Raw genomic sequence first — 15,641 nt, 5'->3', positions numbered from 1 at the left:
CGTCCTTCGCCCCCACCTGTGTCAGGCGACCGGGACGCTGTTCGCCGCGTTCAACGCCTGCCGGGCGTAGGCCCGTACGTCGGCATCGGTGTCGCCCAGGGCCTCGGTCAAAGCCTGAGCCGCAGTCCGATCGCCGGACCACCGTCCGAGTGAGAGCACAGCTGCCTTCCGCACATCGAGGTGCGGATCCTCCAATGTTTCCGCGAGAGCGGGCACGGCAATGCCCGGGTCCGCTCCGGCCAGTCCGCGTGCTGCCCCCTGCCGTATCTGCCAGGCGGATTCGCGCAGTGCCGTGACGACGAGGGCGACATCGTCGTCGCGGCACCCCAATCCGGCGAATGCCGTCAGTGCCGCTGCACGCACCAGCGGGTCGCGGTCACCGGCCAACTCTCGCACTGCGTCGAGTCCACCGAGACCGATGGTGGCGAGCCCGTGCGCCACGGTGATCCGCACTTCCCGGTTCTCGTCGTGCGCCCCCGACGCCACCGACTCCCACCTGTCCAGCGACACCAGGCCTCGCACCGCTTCGATCCGAACGTGGTGATCGGAGTCGGACAGCGCCGTCAGGAACTGCTCCGCCGACCCCGCGTGCAGTGCGCGCAGCACGTCGATCACCGCGGCCCGAACCACGGCGTCACCCGACTCCAGATGCGCGTCGAGCCCAGCGGCGGAGGTGAGCACCTCGACCAGTTCGCGCAGCCCTTCGGCGGCGGCGCGGCGAACGGTGACGGCCTCGTCGGCGAGCGCCGCGAAGAGTGCTCCCGTGAAGCCGTCGGGAGTTCCCTCGGTCAGCACCGACAGTGCGGTCACCCGGACCTGGGGGTCGTTATTTCGGAGGTACGGCTCCAGCTCGTCGACGCTGGGTGCATCGAGGCCGAGCAGCGCGACGAGGGCGGGCGACGACGGTTCCTGCCGGACCGGCGCGGCGATACGCGAACGCTCCTCGACCGGCGCGCGTCCTCCGACCAGCGGCGGCTGAGGCACCGCGATCACCGTCTGGTCCTGCGGCGGAAGGGAATCGAGGCCCGGAACCGAAACGAAGTAGGGTGCGACCGGCCTCTTGAAGAACTCCATCTCCCCGTTCGCCCCGCGACGCAGGTTCAGGTGATACCCCCATTCCTCGTCGCTCGACTCCGGTAGGTCGGCGCGCTCGTGGTAGAGCCCCCAACGGCTCTCGGTTCTGGTGAGGGAACTGCGGGAGGCCATCTCGGCGCAGTCGCGAATGAACGTGACCTCGGCGCAGCGCATCAACTCGTGCGGGGTGGTGGCACCCATCTCGGCGATCTCGCGCTCCATCCGTTCGAAGGTTTCCACGGCAATGGACAGCTTGGTGGCCGTCTTCGGCGGCGCGACGTAGTCGTTGACGAATCGGCGCAACTTGTATTCCACCTGCGGCTGCGGGGGGCCGTCGGGGTTGCGCAGCGGCCGGTAGATCAGCTCGTGCGCCTCCTTCAACTGGTCTTCAGGGAGCAGGGTGGGCGCGGGGATACCGGGCAGCGTGCCGGTCGCGTGTGCCCCGGCGAGGTCACCGTAGACGAACGCGCCGATCATGTAATTGTGCGGAACGCAGGCGAGGTCGCCGGCGGCGTACAACCCGGGAACGGTGGTGGCGCCGTGCTCGTCCACCCACACTCCGGACGCGGAATGCCCGCTGCAGAGTCCGATCTCGGAGATGTGCATCTCGATGTCGTGACTGCGGTAGTCGTGACCGCGGCCCGCGTGGAAGGTGCCGCGGGTGGGACGCTCGGTGGTGTGGAGGATCGATTCCAGGGTGTCGAGCGTTTCCTCCGGAAGGTGGCTCACCTTGAGATAAATGGGCCCACGGGCCGACTCGATCTCGCTCTTGACCTCGCTCATCATCTGCCCCGACCAGTAGTCGGAATCGACGAACCGTTCACCGTGCGCGTTGACCTGATAGCCGCCGAACGGATTGGCGACGTAGGCGCAGGCAGGCCCGTTGTAGTCCTTGATGAGCGGATTGATCTGGAAGCACTCGATGCCGCTGAGTTCTGCGCCCGCGTGGTAGGCCATCGAGTAGCCGTCGCCGGCGTTCGTCGGATTCTCGTAGGTGCCGTACAGGTATCCGGAGGCCGGTAGTCCCAGTCGGCCGCAGGGACCGGTCGCCAGGATCACCGCTTTCGCGCCGACTGCCACGAACTCCCCCGTGCGGGTGTTCAGCGCAGCAGCCCCGACCGCCCGGCCGTTCTCCGTGAGGACGCGCACGGGCATCAACCGGTTTTCGATGCGGATTTTCTCCCGCATCTTCCGCTGCCGCAGCACCCGGTACAGAGCCTTTTTCACGTCCTTGCCCTCGGGCATCGGCAGCACATAGGAACCGGAGCGATGCACGCGCCGCACCGCGTACTCCCCGTACTCGTCCTTCTCGAATTTCACTCCGTACTTCTCGAGGCGCTGCACCATGGCGAAGCCGCGGGTTGCGGTTTGATAGACCGTGCGCTGATTGACGATTCCGTCGTTGGCCCGGGTGATCTCCGCGACGTAGTCCTCGGGTTCGGCCTTGCCGGGAATGACCGCGTTGTTGACGCCGTCCATGCCCATGGCGAGGGCCCCTGAGTGCCGCACGTGTGCCTTTTCCAGCAGCAGGACGTTCGCGCCGTTCTCGGCTGCTGTCAGGGCAGCCATCGTGCCGGCTGTGCCACCGCCGATGACCAGTACATCGCAGTCGAGACGCACGGTCTCGGCAAGGTCGGGGATGTTCATCGGTTCTCCGGATCGTTCGTCGTCGGGGCGTCATCGGTCTGTTCCAGCGCCGCCAGTACCTCGCCGCGTGCGGCTCGGATTTCGGCGTGGCCGAGGAACTCCCGCTTGCGCGGGTGGGGAATGTCCACGAGCGCCCGCAGTGGTCTGCCCGCACCGCCCAGGACCGCCACCCGGTCTCCGAGCAGGACCGCCTCGTCCACGTCGTGGGTCACGAAGACCACCGTCGTGGGGTGGGTGCTCCAGGTGTCGACGAGAAGCCGCTGCATCACCCCGCGGGTCTGCGTGTCGAGAGCGCCGAACGGCTCGTCCATCATCACGGCGCGGGGTGCGCCGGCGAGACCACGCGCCAACTGCACACGTTGTCGCATGCCGCCGGAGAGGTTCTTCGGGAGAAAGTCTCCGAACCCGGTGAGACCGACTTCGTCGATCCAGCGATCGGCAGTGGCCCGGCGACCCTTCCTCGGCTCACCACGAAGCGCCAGAGCAAGCTCGATGTTCGAGCGCACGCTGCGCCACGGCAGCAGAGCGTTGTCCTGAAACACCACAGCCCTGTCCCTGGATGTCGACACCACCGACTCACCGTCCGCGACCACCCGGCCGGCGGTGGGTGCCAGCAACCCGGCCAGAGCCCGGAGCACTGTCGATTTACCGCAGCCGGACGGCCCCGTGAGTACCAGGATCTCACCCGGCACCACGGTCAGCGACAGCGAGCGGATGACCGGGGCTCCGGTGTACGACAGTGTGACGTCGTCGAGTATGAGGGACATTCCGGTCGCGAGTGTGGTGGCGGTCATGCGCGCTCCCCTCGGGGCAGCCAGCGGGTGACACGCCTGCCGAGCAGCTCCACCGCTGCCGATGTGGCGAAGCCCAGGATGCCGATGGTGATCATGCCGACGAATACACCGGGATAGTCGACGATCGTGTAGGCCTGCCAGGTGCGGTAGCCGACGCCGAGCCGGCCGGAGATCATCTCCGCGGAGATGACGCAGATCCACGCGACACCGATCCCGACCGACAAACCTCCGAACACTCCGGGCAGGATCCCCGGAAGCACCACCCGGGCCAACACATCCCAGCGCCCACCCCCGAGGGTGCGCACCGAGTCTTCCCACAGCGTGGGCAACGCCCGGACCGCGTGCCGGGTGCTGACCATGATCGGAAAGAATGCGGCCACGAAGGTGATGAAGACGATCCCTGCCTCGTCGCTCGGAAACAACAGGATCGCAACGGGGACCACGGCGATCGCCGGAATCGGCCGGGCCAGTTCGGTCAACGGTCCGAGGACGTCGGCGAACAGCGTCGACCTCCCGAGCGCGATCCCGGCGGCGACACCGATCACGGTGGCGAGTCCGAACCCGCTGAGAATACGGATCAGGGACTGGCCCAGGTCGAGGTAGAAGAGGTCGTTGCGCAGCTGGGTGCCGAACGCGGACACGACGTCGGTGACGGTGGGAAGGGTGTCGAATCGCAACCACAGCCGCACGTCGTTGGCCGTCAGCAGCTGCCACGCTGCGATGGCGGCGACGACGGACGTGATGCGCAGAAGGCGGGATCGCCACGACGATGCCGACGCGGGCAGCGGTGCCGGATCGGGCTGCAGTACCGAAACCTCGGATTCGATCGATACGATCGACGGCTGCAGGGTGGTCACTGCCGAACCTCCTCCACAGCGCGGTCGTACGTGACAACCGTTCCCGCCGGGTGGGCGCGCAGGTAGCGGCCGGCGGCGGCGACGGTGGTGAAGGGCAGGAAGGTGTCACCGTCGCGCACCCACACCGCCTTGTCCGCAAACCAGCGGGTGCCCAGTTCGGCATCGGGAACGTACGCGCTGCGGACGTCACGACCCTCGGCGCGTGCCTGTTTGACCGCCCGGAGCAGGCAGGTCGGGCTCGCCGCAGGCTGGGTCTGCGCCGCATCGGCGAACCAGACTTCCCCGGCCAGAGCCGGATCGGTCGCAGGCGTGCCGCACACAGGATCGGTGCCGGTCACCGCTGCGGGGCTGCCGGGGGTCGTGACAGTGGCATCGTAGTTCTGCCCCTCGGCATCGAACGCCGCGCGCAGAGGCGCATCGTCGACGAACCCCTCGACGTCGAGATCCGCGAAGTCACCGATCGATTTCAGATACGGGACGTCTGCCTTCAACGCTTCGACCAGTTCGGGTCGGAGCGTGGTGTCGAACGTCGTACCACCGGGCCCGTTGTACAGGTAGACCACCTCCTGCGGCAGTCCGCTGTCTTCGGCGACGATGCGTGCAGCCTCGAGTGGCTCGGTCCGGATGAAGTGCGTGGCGTCGAGTTGTGCACGGAGGAACGCATCGACGACTTCGGGGTGCTCGTCCGCGTAGGCCTCCCGCACGACGACCCCGTGCAGGGTGGGTGTGTTCAGCTCGGCGCCGTCGTAGAGCAATTTCGCCTTGTCCTGGAACACGAGAAGCCCGGGCCAGGCCACGAACTGTGACAATGCCTCGACCTGACCGGATTCGAGGGCGGAGGATCCGACCGGCGGTTGCTGGTTGAGAACCTCGACGCCGGTGCTCGGGTCGATTCCGGCGCGGTCGAGTGCACGGACGAGGGTGCCGTGCCCGGCAGAACCGACGCTGGCGGACACTTTCCGGCCCGCGAGATCGGCGAGCGTGGTGGCGGGAGAGTTCGGAGGGACGACCACCATGTTCAGTGCACCCTCCGGGTTGTACCCGGTGACCGAGACGATCTCGGTTTTCGATCGCGGATTCGCCTGTGTGCGTGAGCCGTTGATCAACATGGGATAATCACCCATCGAGCCGATGTCGATCTTCTCGGCCACCATCTGCGCGGTGATCGGCGCGCCGGTGTCGTAATCCTGCCATTCGACGGAGTACTTCGTCCCCGTCTCCTCGGTCAGTTCTTGCAGACGCTGTTCGAGGTAGCCCTGGGCTCGCAACAGTGTTCCGGCGGTGACCGTGTTGATCGTCTTCGATTGGTAACCGATCACCACGGGCACTGCATCGTCGCTCCCGGCGGTGGTGTCTTCCAGCGAGCAGCCGGTCGCGAGCAGTGCGACCGCAGCGGTCAGCACGAGAGAGGAGTAGGGACGCAACATGTTTTCGAAGTCTTTCGCTCAGCGGAGGAGGTACGGCATGTTCACGGTGACGGCGCCGGTGGGACAGCGGGCTGCGCACGGGCCGCAGTACCAGCATTCGTCGACGTGCATGAAGGCCTTGCCGTTGTCCGGGTTGATGGCCAGCGAGTCGAGAGGACAGATTTCGACGCACAGCGTGCACCCCTCGATGCACAGTGACTCGTCGATGGTGACCGGTACGTCGGCGCGTGCGTTGACAAGTGTCATGTGAGCTCCCAGTTCGATATTTCGGGACGTCGGATGAGGTTGCTGCGCATGGTGATTCGATCACCGCGCATGCGGATGTATTCGAGGTCGACGGGACGTCCGTCGACGAGTCGGGTGAGACGCTCGAGCAACAGGAGCGCGGCCCCGTCCGGGGTCTGTAGGTTCGCCGCCGAGTGCGCATCCGCATTCACCGATTCGATCGCCACATCCGCGGAACCGAGTGGTTGCCCACAGACCTCCTCGATCAGCGTGAAGACGTCGTTGCGCTCGAGGTCGCGGCCGAGGATGTTACGCCCGATGTCGGGCACCAGATAGGTGAGGTCGAGACTGAGCGGGAGGTCACCGAGATAGCGGACACGTTCGATGTAGACCGCGGATTCCCCTGCTGCCAGCTGCAATCGACGCACCACAGCCGGTGGTGGCGTGATCTCCCTCGCCACACGCACGTCGTTGCGCACCTCACCGTGTCCCTTCAAGGTCTCCCTCAGTCCGAGCAGGGCGTCGAGCCCGTGGTCGTACTTGCGCCGCGCCACGTGAGTGCCCACCCGGGGCGCACGGTCGATCAGGCCCTCCTGCTTGAGGAGCGCGAGCCCGTCCCGCACCGCGTTCCGAGACACCCCGAATTCGTGCGCCAACTCCGATTCCGGAGGCAGTCCGCGGTCGGCGAAAGAGTCCGCGTGGATCTGCTGCCGCAAGAGGTCGGCGAATCGGCGAGCCTCGTCGGCGCGAGATCTGCGGGCAGAGGGCTGGCCGTGCAGGGCAGTCGGAGCCACCACCGCCTCTGCATCATCCGCGGCGAGCGCCATGCTTTTCCTCCGTCGATTGTGCAGTGTGCTGAACGACAAGAGACGCTAACTGCTGTTCGACCACCGGAAGTCGCGCCTGCGGACCACCCGGCGCGGCCTCCTCGAATCTGCCGGTTGGACCCCGCGGACTGCCCCGCTCACCTGCGTAAACGCGAATACGGCGCCCCATTACGCCACCACTGAACCGGAAGCAGAGTTCGAATCACGGTGATCCGAAGTCGACCACAGAACCCGGCCCCGGCCCGATATATAGGTTAGGCTTACCTTTTACTCACTCGTCGAAGGAGTCGTTGCCGTGTACACACCCCCACGCCCGATCGCTGTCGCACTCGCCGTGGCCGGCACCGCGCTGCTCGTCGCCGCCTGCTCGTCCGGCGACGGCGGCACGAGCGCGGAAGGCGGCGGAGCCGGCTTTCCGGTCACGATCGAGAACACCTTCGGATCCACCACGATCGACGCCGCCCCGGAGCGCATCGTCACCCTGGGCTGGAACGCCCAGGACGTCGTCTACGCGCTCGGCGAGACCCCCGTCGGCATGCCCAAGTACTCCTACGGCGCCGAGGCGAACGGAGTGATGCCCTGGCTCCAGGACCGCTACGACCCGAGCCGGACCACCCTCCTCGACACCGCAACCACCATTCCCGTCGAGCAAGTGGCCTCCCTGGCACCCGATGTCGTCCTCGCACCCTACGAGGGATTCGACCAGGGCACCTACGAAAAACTCTCCGCACTCGCCCCCACCGTCGCCTACCCGGACAAGGCGTGGCAGACCAGCTGGCAGGACCAGACCACCCTGATCGGTCAGGCGCTCGGTAAGACCGCCGAGGCGGAGGCTCTCGTCACCGGCCTCGACGACCGGCTCGCGCAGACCGCTGCCGAACACCCGGAGTTCGCCGGAAAGACGGTGTCGGTGGTGAACTTCGATACCGACGCTGCCACGGTGAACGTCTACATGCCCTCCGACCCCCGCGTGCAGGTGCTCACCGAGCTCGGATTCACGGTCGCACCCGGTGTGTCGAAGCTCGCCGAGTCGAATCCGGACAAGTTCTTCGCCGACATCTCGGTGGAGAACATCGCCGATATCGACGCCGATGTCGTGGTCGCGTTCGTCGCCGACGACAGCACCGTCGCGGCCAACCCTGCCTACGCGAATCTCGGCGCCCTCGGCCGGGGAACCGCGGTGACATTGTCGGATACGAAGGTGATCGCGGGACTCAGCCAGACCAGCGTGCTGGCTACTCCCTGGGCGCTCGAGAGGCTGACGCCGCAATTGAGCGAGGCGGCGAACAAGGCCGGTGCGTGAAGTCCCGCCTGATCAGGCGTCGCGGGCGTAGCGTGATTCCACACGAAATCTCGTAGCCGGCTCACAGCCACGCTCGCCGAAAGCAGGTATGCGATGACGCAGATGTCCGAAAGACACACCGCCAAGGTCATCGGGGTCACGGTCGCCGCAGCGGTCGGGGGTTTCCTGTTCGGATTCGACAGCTCGGTCATCAACGGAGCCGTCGATTCCATCCAGGGGCACTTCGAACTGAGTTCGTTCTTCACCGGCTTCGCCGTGGCCATCGCCTTGCTCGGATGCGCTGTGGGCGCGTGGTTTGCGGGCCGCCTCGCAGACCGGTGGGGCCGCAAGAAGGTGATGCTGCTGGGTTCGGTGTTGTTCGTCGTCTCGTCGATCGGCTCCGGACTCGCTTTCAGCGTCCCCGACCTGATGCTCTGGCGCATTCTCGGCGGCCTGGGAATCGGTATCGCGTCCGTCATTGCGCCGACCTACATCTCGGAGATCGCACCGGCACGCTACCGGGGCGGCCTGGCCTCTCTTCAACAGCTCGCGATCACCCTCGGCATCTTCGCCGCGCTGCTGTCGGACGCCGTGTTGCAGAACGCGGCCGGTGGAGCGTCGAACGAGCTCTGGCTCAATCTCGAGGCGTGGCGGTGGATGTTCCTCGTGGGAGTTGTGCCGGCGCTGGTGTACGGCCTTCTCGCACTGCTCATTCCCGAGTCGCCGCGATACCTGGTGGGTAAGCACCTCGATCAGGAAGCGGCGGACGTCCTCGCGAACATCACTGGTGAACTGGACCCGCACGAGCGGGTCTCCGAGATCCGTCTCACCCTCCGCCGGGAGTCGACGGCATCGTTCGACGACATCCGTGGCCCCAAGTTCGGCCTGCAGCCTCTGGTGTGGGTAGGCATCACGATGGCCGTCTTCCAGCAGTTCGTCGGCATCAACGCGATCTTCTACTATTCGACGACCCTCTGGAAGTCGGTCGGGTTCACCGAGAACGAGTCGTTCACCACCTCGGTCATCACAGCGGTGATCAATGTGGCCATGACGTTCGTCGCCATCCTGTTCGTCGACCGGATCGGTCGCCGGATTCTTCTCATGGTCGGTTCGCTGGGAATGTTCGCCAGCCTGCTGTTGGCCTCGATCGCCTTCTCTCAGGCAACCGGTAGCGGTGACGACGTCCAGTTGCCGAGCCCGTGGGGCGCGCTGGCCCTGGTCGGCGCCAACCTGTTCGTGATCTTCTTCGCCGCCACGTGGGGCCCGATCATGTGGGTGATGCTCGGCGAAATGTTCCCCAACAACATGCGCGCCTACGCACTCGGCATCAGCACGGCGGCGAACTGGATCGCCAACTTCACGGTAACGCTGTCGTTCCCGCCGCTGACCCGTTCGGTGGGCCTGTGGTTCCTGTACGGCCTGTTCGCGTTCTTCGCGCTGCTGTCGTTCTTCTTCGTCCGGTCGAAGGTCCGGGAAACGAAGGGGATGGAACTCGAGGAGATGACGACCTGACGTGGTCTAAAAACAGATCCGGCCGAATCGTTTCGATTCGGCCGGATCTGTTTTTCACGGGTGTGTCAGCTCTGCCGGCCGCTGTTCTCGATGTGTTCGGCGCTCTCGTGCGCAACCGCCCCGTTGGCCGCCGACGGGGGCTGGTTCCCCAGACTCGCCACCCAGCCGGTGATCTGGCGGGCGACATCCTGCGCGGTCAACCCCAGTTCGGCGTGAACCTGGGTGCGGGAGGCGTGGTCGAGGAACCGTTGCGGAACGCCCAGATCCCGGCACGGGACATCGACGCCGGCAGAGCGCAGCGCCGCCGACACGGTGGAACCGACGCCTCCATGCAGGCCACTGTCCTCGACCGTGACCACCATGCTGTAGTCCTCGGCGAGCTTGACCAGAGATTCCGGCACCGGGAGGACCCAACGCGGGTCGACGACCGTCGCAGAAATACCTTGCTGCTCGAGACGATCGGCCGCGGCCAGAGTGAGTCCGGCGAACGCCCCGACCGACACGAGCAGGACGTCCTTTCGGCCGGAGGAGTCCCGCAGGACGTCGACGACACCGTCGATTCGGCTCAGCGCGGGCACGTCGTCACCCACGGTGCCCTTGGGGAAGCGCACCGCCGTGGGCCCGTCGTCGACAGCCAGCGCCTCGTCCAGTTCTTCGCGCAGAGTCGCGGCGTCGCGCGGAGCCGCGACCCTCATGCCGGGCACGATGCCCAGCAGCGACATGTCCCACATGCCGTTGTGGCTGGCCCCGTCGTTTCCGGTGATTCCCGCGCGGTCCAGCACCAGGGTGACCGGCAACTTCAGCAGGGCGACATCCATCAACAGCTGGTCGAATGCACGATTGAGGAAGGTCGAATACACCGCGACCACCGGGTGCAGGCCTCCGAGTGCCAGCCCCGCCGCCGAGGTGACGGCGTGCTGCTCGGCGATGCCGACATCGAACATCCGGTCGGGATAGGCGTCACCGAACGCTGCCAGACCCGTCGGACCCGCCATCGCGGCAGTGATCGCAACGATGTCCTCGCGGCGACCGGCCTGCTCGATGAGCTCAGCCGAGAACACGGAGGTCCAGTCGGCGGACGCCGTCGCCGTCGACTTCCCGGTCAGAGGGTCGATCACACCGGTCGAATGCATCTGGTCGGCGACGTGATTCTCTGCGGGTGCGTACCCCATGCCCTTGCGGGTGACGGCGTGCACGATGACCGGTCCCCCGAACGCCTTGGCACGGCGCAGCGCAGACTCGAGGGCAGCTTCGTCGTGACCGTCGACGGGACCGAGGTACTTGATTCCCAGATCCGTGAACATGACCTGCGGGGCGACCGCGTCCTTGAGACCGGCTTTCATCCCGTGCAGGACGGAGTAGGCGGTACGGCCCACCCACGGCAGTTTCTTGACGATTCTGCGACCGTTGTCGAGCACCCGCTCATACGCGGGCTGCAGACGGAGGGTGGCGAGGTGATCGGCGAGACCCCCAATCGTCGGCGCGTACGACCTGCCGTTGTCGTTGACGACGATGATCACCGATCGGCTCTTGCCCGCCGCGATGTTGTTGAGCGCCTCCCAGCACATACCGCCGGTCAGTGCGCCGTCACCGACGACGGCGACCACGTGGCGGGCCTGGCCGGTCAACTCGAATGCCTTCGCGAGACCGTCCGCATAGGACAGGGATGCGGAGGCGTGCGAGGACTCGACCCAGTCGTGTTCGCTCTCGGCGCGGCAGGGGTACCCCGACAGTCCGCCCTGCTTGCGGAGCGACTCGAAGTCACCCTTGCGACCGGTGAGGATTTTGTGGACGTACGCCTGGTGACCGGTGTCGAAGATGATCGGGTCGGCGGGCGAGACGAACGTGCGGTGCAGCGCGAGCGTCAGCTCGACGACACCGAGGTTCGGTCCGAGGTGGCCGCCGGTCGCCGATACCTTCTGGACCAGGAACTCACGGATCTCCGCGGCGAGTTGCTTCATCTCCGCGGGGCTCAGCTGACGCAGATCGTCAGGCGTCTGGATACGGGCAAGAACACCCAACGAGATCGCTCCCTCCGTGATGCACGCCGCATTACGTGCCTCTGCGTCGTGGCTTCGTGTCACGTCACAGTGCACCCAGTCTACGGAGCCGCGGGACCGGGCGACACACCATGTGCACACAGGCGTCTTCCGAACACGCCCGCATCCTCGACAGCCGCGTGACCGGCCGTGACCGGGTTCACACGACTGCGGCCACACCGGCACCCCTCGGAACCCCCGACTTCGCCGTCGTCAGGCTCTAGGGTCGTCTCATGAGCACCGTCGTCGACGCGTTGATCGGGAAGATCTTCTCCGAGACCTCCAGCAACCGCGGCGGCGAGCTGGCCGACTACATTCCGGAGCTGGCGGCCGTGGCCCCCGATTCGTTCGGTATCTGCATCGCCACGGTCGACGGATACGTGTACGAGGTGGGCGACACGCGCCTGCCGTTCACCATCCAGTCGATTTCGAAACCGTTCACCTATGCCCTCGCGCTCGCCGACCGAGGAGCGGAGGCCGTCGCGGAGAAGATCGACGTCGAACCGTCGGGGGAACCCTTCAACGAGATCAGTCTCGACCCGACGACCGAGCGGCCGCGCAATCCGATGATCAACGCCGGTGCCATCACTGCTGCGTCGTTGGTAGCCGGGCCCGACGTGGACTCGCGATTCGAACGAATCCGCGAGGCCTACTCGCGGTATGCAGGGCGAGAGCTCACCTTCAACGAGGCGGTGTACGCGTCCGAGTCGCACACGGGCCACCGGAACCGCGCCATCGGGCACATGCTGCGCTCGTTCGACATCATCACGGGCGACCCCGACGAGGCGGTAGACCTCTACTTCCGGCAGTGCTCGATCGACGTGACCTGTCGAGACCTGAGCCTGATGGCCGCGACGATGGCCAACAACGGGGTCAATCCCGTCACGCACGACACGGTGCTCGCGCCCGTCCTGGTCGAGCGGGTGCTGAGTGTGATGTCCACTTGCGGCATGTACGACGGCGCCGGTAAGTGGCTCTACGAGGTGGGCCTGCCCGCCAAGAGCGGCGTCGGCGGCGGGATCGTGGCGGTTCTGCCGGGCCAGATCGGCATCGCCATCTACTCGCCGAGGCTCGATGCCCACGGCAACAGCGTCCGCGGAGTAGAGGCGTGCAGGGCACTGTCAGCCGAACTCGAGTTGCATTTCCTCCACGTCACCCGGGCGGCACGCGCCGCGATCCGCGCCCGCTACTCCGTGTCGGATGCCCCGTCGCGCATGCGGCGCACCCCGGTCGAGCGGGCCACCCTCGACGATGTCGGCAAACGCAGCCGCATCTACGAACTGCACGGCGATCTGTTGTTCGCCGGCGCGGAGACCGCCGTCCGTGAGATCGGCGGCGTCGACGAGGACCTCGAGGTAGTGGTGGTCGACGTCCGGCGAGTCGACGATGTGAGCGGGGTGGCGTGCCGGATGATCGCCACCCTGCGCGGCACGCTCGCCCAGCGCGGATGCGCCGTGGCGTTCGTCGACCCTGGCGGATTGCTCGGCAACTCCCGCTCGGATCTCGCGGGAGACACCGGACGGGTATTCGCCGACCTCGACGCCGCCGTGCAATGGTGTGAAGACGTTCTCCTCGATCGGCACTGCCGGTCTGCCCGCCAGCCGGCCTCCCTCGCCGTCACCGAGCATCCGGTCCTGTCCGCACTCGACCCCGAACAGCTCGATCGGCTCACCCGCGACCTCGAGATCCGAACCTTCGACCGCGGCGAGCACATCGTTCACCGGGGGGATCCCGCCTCCGGGCTCTTCCTCATTCTCTCGGGGAAGGTGAGCACCACGATCACCGATCACGCGGGGTCGACGTACCGGATCATCACCTTGTCAGCCGGGATGAGTTTCGGTGAGATGCCGATGATGCTCGATTCCCGCTTCCTCAACGACGTCCGGGCCGACACCGCGGTGACCGTCGCGGTGCTGACTCCCGAGCGGTATGCCGACATGGCGTCGAAGGAACCCGCACTGAAAGTCGCGCTGCTCGAGCGACTGGCGTCGGGCGCCTACGAACAGCTCGACCTCATGCTGCGGTCGCTGCTGAGGCAAGGGAACGGCAGCTGAGCGGCATACCGAAATCCGCTTGCCGGAATCGGAAAAATCGGACAGGCTCGGGGTCTCGGGATTCGACGCCATTCGAACGCGAAAGCAGGGTGCAATGCTGACAGCCACGAAGCTGGCCATCGAGACGACAGGACTCGTCAAGACTTTCGGTTCCACCCGTGCCGTCGACGGACTCGACCTCTGCGTACCCGTCGGCGGCGTCTACGGCGTCCTGGGTCCCAACGGTGCCGGCAAGACCACCGCGATCCGCATGCTCGCCACACTGCTGCCCCTCGACGGCGGATCGGCCAGGGTACTCGGACACGACGTCGCCACCGAACCGGACGCCGTCCGCGGCAAAGTGTCGCTGACGGGCCAATTTGCTTCGCTCGACGAGGATCTGACGGGGACCGAAAACCTGCTGCTGCTCGGCCGCCTCTTCGGTTACTCGCGCGCGGCAGCGCGATCACGATGCGAGCGGCTGCTCGCGGCGTTCGGCCTCGAGGAGGCCGGTAATCGACAGGTGAAGAACTACTCGGGCGGGATGCGCCGCAAGCTCGACATCGCGGCGAGCATCATCGTCACACCCGAGATGATCTTCCTCGACGAACCCACCACCGGACTCGATCCCCGCAGCCGCAACCAAGTCTGGGACATCGTGCGCGCCCTCGTGGCCGGGGGGACGACAGTGCTGCTGACCACGCAGTACCTCGACGAGGCAGACCAGTTGGCCGACCGGGTGGCCGTGATCGATCACGGCAAGGTGATCGCGGAGGGCACCACCGGCGAACTCAAGGCGTCCGTCGGATCCGGGTCTCTGCATGTGCGCGTCACCGATGCGGGCACCCGGCCGGCCGCAGCGAGGTTGCTCCGTGACGTACTCGGTGTCCCGGTGACCGAGGAGAACGACCCCGTGGCGCTGACTGCCCGCATCGACGATCCGCGAAGGGTCGCGCAGGCACTCCCGGCCCTCCACGACGCCGGAATCGCCGTCAGCACATTTGCATTGGGGCAGCCGAGCCTCGACGAAGTATTCCTTTCCCTGACCGGCCGACCCACCGAGGAGCCTGCGTCATGACCTCCACCGCCGACCGGACCACCGACACCACGAAGGCGGTCGCCGACGTCCTGAAGATGCCCGGACCGCGCCCTTCGCGTCCCACTGCGTGGTCGACCTCCCTGTCGTTCGGGTGGCGTGCATTGCTGAAGATCAAGCACGTTCCCGAGCAACTCTTCGACGTCACCATGTTCCCGATCATGTTCACGTTGATGTTCACGTACCTGTTCGGTGGGGCACTCGCCGGATCGACCGACGCCTACGTCCAGTTCCTGCTGCCCGGCATCCTCGTTCAAACCGTCGTCATGATCACCATGTACACCGGTCTGACGCTGAACAAGGACATCGAGAAGGGTGTCTTCGACCGCTTCCGTTCGCTTCCGATCTGGCGTCCGTCGCCCCTCGTCGGCGCCCTGCTCGGTGACGTGGTGCGCTACACGATCGCCTCGATCATCGTCCTGATCCTCGGTCTGGTCCTGGGTTTCCGGCCGGATGGCGGGATCGTCGGAGTCGCGGCGTCGATCGGACTGCTGTTGCTGTTCTCCTTCAGCCTGTCCTGGATCTGGACGATGTTCGCGATGCTCATGCGAACCGAGCAGGCGGTGATGGGGGTGTCGATGTTCATCCTGTTTCCGCTGACATTCGCCAGCAACATCTTCGTCGATCCCGCCACGATGCCCGGCTGGCTCCAGGCGTTCGTGGGGGTCAATCCGATCAGCAAGCTGGTGACGGCCATTCGCGGACTGATGGCCGGATCGGTGCAGTCGGCTGACCTCATCGTGGTCTTCGGCTGGTGTGCCGGTTTCATCGTCATCTTCGGACCCCTCACGATGCGCCTCTACAACCGGAAGTCCTAGTGCCCGGCAC

At 66.2% G+C, this 15,641-nt stretch carries 12 protein-coding genes; 5 read left to right on the top strand and 7 right to left on the bottom strand.

The features are described from left to right. Nucleotides 1-21 precede the first annotated feature (21 nt). From GFS60_RS28735 to GFS60_RS28710, 6 genes are read right to left on the bottom strand one after another with little or no spacing between them, the layout of a single operon-like run. Nucleotides 22-2,721 (bottom strand): fumarate reductase/succinate dehydrogenase flavoprotein subunit, encoded by a 2,700-nt coding sequence (locus tag GFS60_RS28735; protein WP_159926411.1) that lies wholly within the window; start codon nucleotides 2,719-2,721, stop codon nucleotides 22-24. After that, nucleotides 2,718-3,515 carry an ABC transporter ATP-binding protein gene (locus GFS60_RS28730; protein WP_159926409.1) on the bottom strand — a complete coding sequence of 266 codons (798 nt, stop codon included), beginning with the start codon at nucleotides 3,513-3,515 and terminating at the stop codon, nucleotides 2,718-2,720. Before GFS60_RS28730 ends, GFS60_RS28735 begins: the two co-directional genes overlap by 4 nt. After that, nucleotides 3,512-4,372: an ABC transporter permease gene (locus tag GFS60_RS28725; RefSeq protein WP_159926407.1), complete on the bottom strand. Its 861-nt coding sequence runs from the start codon at nucleotides 4,370-4,372 to the stop codon at nucleotides 3,512-3,514. Before GFS60_RS28725 ends, GFS60_RS28730 begins: the two co-directional genes overlap by 4 nt. Beyond that, nucleotides 4,369-5,799 (bottom strand): ABC transporter substrate-binding protein, encoded by a 1,431-nt coding sequence (locus GFS60_RS28720; RefSeq protein ID WP_159926405.1) that lies wholly within the window; start codon nucleotides 5,797-5,799, stop codon nucleotides 4,369-4,371. Before GFS60_RS28720 ends, GFS60_RS28725 begins: the two co-directional genes overlap by 4 nt. A gap of 18 nt (nucleotides 5,800-5,817) precedes the next feature. Beyond that, nucleotides 5,818-6,045: a 4Fe-4S dicluster domain-containing protein gene (locus tag GFS60_RS28715; RefSeq protein WP_109330625.1), complete on the bottom strand. Its 228-nt coding sequence runs from the start codon at nucleotides 6,043-6,045 to the stop codon at nucleotides 5,818-5,820. Beyond that, nucleotides 6,042-6,851, bottom strand: coding sequence for a GntR family transcriptional regulator (locus tag GFS60_RS28710; protein WP_159926403.1), 810 nt, complete (start codon nucleotides 6,849-6,851; stop codon nucleotides 6,042-6,044). The genes GFS60_RS28715 and GFS60_RS28710 overlap by 4 nt, the downstream gene beginning before the upstream one ends. A 295-nt stretch (nucleotides 6,852-7,146) precedes the next feature. On the opposite strand from GFS60_RS28710, the gene GFS60_RS28705 reads away from it, so the two are divergent. Together GFS60_RS28705 and GFS60_RS28700 are read left to right on the top strand one after the other, a co-directional pair. After that, nucleotides 7,147-8,154: an iron-siderophore ABC transporter substrate-binding protein gene (locus GFS60_RS28705; RefSeq protein WP_159926401.1), complete on the top strand. Its 1,008-nt coding sequence runs from the start codon at nucleotides 7,147-7,149 to the stop codon at nucleotides 8,152-8,154. 93 nt (nucleotides 8,155-8,247) lie between these two features. Next, the gene (locus GFS60_RS28700; protein ID WP_159926399.1) at nucleotides 8,248-9,645 is read left to right on the top strand and encodes a sugar porter family MFS transporter; all 1,398 of its coding nucleotides are present in this window, start codon (nucleotides 8,248-8,250) and stop codon (nucleotides 9,643-9,645) included. A 65-nt stretch (nucleotides 9,646-9,710) separates the two neighbouring features. Here the strand turns inward: GFS60_RS28700 and dxs are convergent, their stop codons facing one another. Next, nucleotides 9,711-11,666, bottom strand: coding sequence for a 1-deoxy-D-xylulose-5-phosphate synthase (gene dxs / locus GFS60_RS28695; protein ID WP_159927636.1), 1,956 nt, complete (start codon nucleotides 11,664-11,666; stop codon nucleotides 9,711-9,713). A gap of 251 nt (nucleotides 11,667-11,917) precedes the next feature. On the opposite strand from dxs, the gene glsA reads away from it, so the two are divergent. The 3 genes from glsA (at nucleotide 11,918) to GFS60_RS28680 (ending at nucleotide 15,631) form a co-directional block, all read left to right on the top strand. Further along, nucleotides 11,918-13,738, top strand: a complete 1,821-nt coding sequence (gene glsA, locus GFS60_RS28690) for a glutaminase A (protein ID WP_159926397.1) — start codon at nucleotides 11,918-11,920, stop codon at nucleotides 13,736-13,738. Between the two features lie 94 nt (nucleotides 13,739-13,832). Then, nucleotides 13,833-14,795 (top strand): ATP-binding cassette domain-containing protein, encoded by a 963-nt coding sequence (locus tag GFS60_RS28685; protein ID WP_159926395.1) that lies wholly within the window; start codon nucleotides 13,833-13,835, stop codon nucleotides 14,793-14,795. After that, nucleotides 14,792-15,631 carry an ABC transporter permease gene (locus tag GFS60_RS28680; RefSeq protein WP_159926393.1) on the top strand — a complete coding sequence of 280 codons (840 nt, stop codon included), beginning with the start codon at nucleotides 14,792-14,794 and terminating at the stop codon, nucleotides 15,629-15,631. The genes GFS60_RS28685 and GFS60_RS28680 overlap by 4 nt, the downstream gene beginning before the upstream one ends. Nucleotides 15,632-15,641 lie beyond the last annotated feature (10 nt).

The sequence above is a fragment of the Rhodococcus sp. WAY2 genome (assembly GCF_009859915.1).
Taxonomy (GTDB): Bacteria; Actinomycetota; Actinomycetes; order Mycobacteriales; family Mycobacteriaceae; genus Rhodococcus_F; species Rhodococcus_F oxybenzonivorans.
This window is presented reverse-complemented; position numbering and strand designations above follow the sequence as displayed.